The sequence below is a fragment of the Nodularia sp. LEGE 04288 genome, from assembly GCF_963896525.1.
In the GTDB taxonomy this organism is placed as follows: domain Bacteria; phylum Cyanobacteriota; class Cyanobacteriia; order Cyanobacteriales; family Nostocaceae; genus Nodularia.
Genome location: NZ_CAWQOY010000071.1, coordinates 1 through 2,360, shown reverse-complemented (window position 1 = coordinate 2,360; position 2,360 = coordinate 1). Strand labels below are relative to the sequence as shown.

2 protein-coding genes are annotated in these 2,360 nt (G+C 45.0%); both read left to right on the top strand.

From position 1 onward, the window contains the following. The coding region (locus AACX33_RS05295; RefSeq protein ID WP_227789456.1) for a DEAD/DEAH box helicase at positions 1-2,058 on the top strand (2,058 nt) is incomplete at its 5' end. Between the two features lie 47 nt (positions 2,059-2,105). Next, positions 2,106-2,282: a hypothetical protein gene (locus AACX33_RS05290; protein WP_227789455.1), complete on the top strand. Its 177-nt coding sequence runs from the start codon at positions 2,106-2,108 to the stop codon at positions 2,280-2,282. Positions 2,283-2,360 lie beyond the last annotated feature (78 nt).

Genomic DNA, 2,360 nt, shown 5'->3' with positions numbered 1-2,360 from the left:
GGGGTGTGGGGTGTAGGGGAAAAAGAGCATCGAACAACCAGTGGAACACAAGCCTCGTCTTCTCAAGACGATTGTATTGGTGGGGGTTCCAAGCCTCGACCAATACCGTCTTCCCTACACCCTACCCCCTACACCCTACACCCTATTCGTGACGGTTTCTACCTATCAGGCGGTTCTTTGGAGTTGGTAGATAGCCAAGTTTTACCTCGCTTGCAAGCTGCACTGGATTGGTTGGCTACGGCAAGGTTTAATGATGCTGAATGGGAGTCACTGAAGCAACAATTATTGGCTGGTGTGCAGGCGGTAGAAAACCACATCAAGCAAGATGAATATGAGCAGCAACAGAAAGCTGCTGATGAGAAGTTATTAGAGCAGTTATGTGACGAGATACAAGTGGTTGAGTCGGCAATAAAGACTTTTACTTCTGGGTCTGAGTCTCAGTCGTCGTCACCACTATTGGAGTTTTCACGGGACTATTCTCAGTTCCCTCTAGAAGCGTACCAGCAAATCAGGCACTATCTTGACGGTGCTAGGCGTTGTTTACCGTCTGAAGATGGGCAAGGGTTACGTAAAAAAGACAACTGGTTTGTGCGGGTTTGGCAGGGGATTAAGAGATTTTGGCAGGAGTTAACTAAAAGTAGTCCGCGTTATGTTCTCAAGCGTTTGCACAAACAAATAGAAATGCCTGTGTTAGCGACGCTGGCGACTCCTTTTCCTTTTCAAATTCCGTTGACAACTGAATCTTTGATAGCAGCCTATGAAAGTGTTTCTCAGCTACTGTCTTCAGCGTTGGAATGGCAGCAAGAACAGGGTGATTCTGAGAGGGTCAAAGGGCAGCTTGAGTTGTTACAAGGGCAACTGTCTGAGTTGATGAGTCGCCGTTCTGGGGTGGAAAGTCAATTGGCTAATTATCCCAGTGAAGATTTTTATGGTCGTTTTTACACTGAGTTACATTCGTTGCAAGTTCAGTTATTTGAGTGGTCTTGGCAGTTTCAGCAGCAGGAAGCTCTGCGGCGACAAGATGAGGTGATGGCTTCTCTGAGGACTTATATTGCTGTCCTGAATGGGGAATGGGAGGCTTTTCGTCAGTTATCTGTGAATTGGAGAAATGTTTATCGGGATATCAGTCTGTTGTTTCCGGTGTTTCTCTGTACTTTACATTCTATTCGGCGTTTGTTTCCTTATCCTGATAGTGGCTGTATCGCTCAGGTTATTGTCGATGAAGCGGGGCAGATTCCACCCCATCAGGTTTTTCCGGTTTTGGTGCGGTGTAATCGGGCTTTGATTGTAGGCGACCCGTTGCAATTGGAGCCGGTGATTAATTTGAGTGACCAGCAGAAGGAAGAATATCGCCGCAAGTCTTTTCTGTCACAGGGTCTTACGGATGCGGATTATGACCGTTACAGTTCTACTGTTTCTACTGCTTATCATCGGGCGGCTGGGGCATTAGGACAAGCGGGAGATATTGGTCAGGGGATTATCCTGAAGTATCATTATCGTTGCGTTCCGGTGATTGCTGATTTTTGCGATCTGCTGTGCAATTATGGGATGATCATCAAAACTGAACCGAAGGATTCTCTACTGGGTACTAACCTAATTGGTTGTCATGTGGAGGGGAGGCTGGAGAACAATGTTAATTGGGCAGAGGTTGAGGCGGTTGAGGCGTTGATTGAGGAGTTGTTAGGGGCGGGTTATTGTTTGAATTCTCCTGATTCTGACAAGACTATTGGCGTGATTTCACCTTATCGTCGTCAGGTAAATGCTCTGACTCAACGTTTAAAATCTCGTTGGACAAATGATTTTTCTGACAAGAGCATTGGCACAGTTCATAATTTTCAAGGTGGTCAGAAGTCGGTGATAATTTTCTCGACTCGCCAATGTCAAGGCAGTGATAGTCTTTGGTTTATTAATCGCCGACCTAATTTACTCAATGTGGCTGTGAGTAGGGCGCGGGAACTGTTTATTTTGGTGGGGAATTTGGCACGTATTTCTTCAGGGGGGCATACTAAGGAGTTGGTGGAGTATATCAAGGAATATGGAGAAATGAAGAGATATTGAGACTTTCAATTTATCTACCCTATTGAGGTATGTTTGAGCATAATCCGATGGACTTCTTTTACAAGGACGATTTAGCGTACATCCATGACGCAGGATTCGGGGATCTTGCTAAAAACGCTGCTCCGTTTTTACTGGAAGTCTTACGCCAGAAAGGTATAAATAGCAGTTTTGTAGTGGGAGCAACGCGATTTTGTGAAGTCGGATCAAAAACAAGCGATCGCTAATAATTTCTTTTCAGTGCATGAATAGATTTGCTACTTAATATTACGTATAAATACAGGAATAGTTCCTACCTGTTCTGT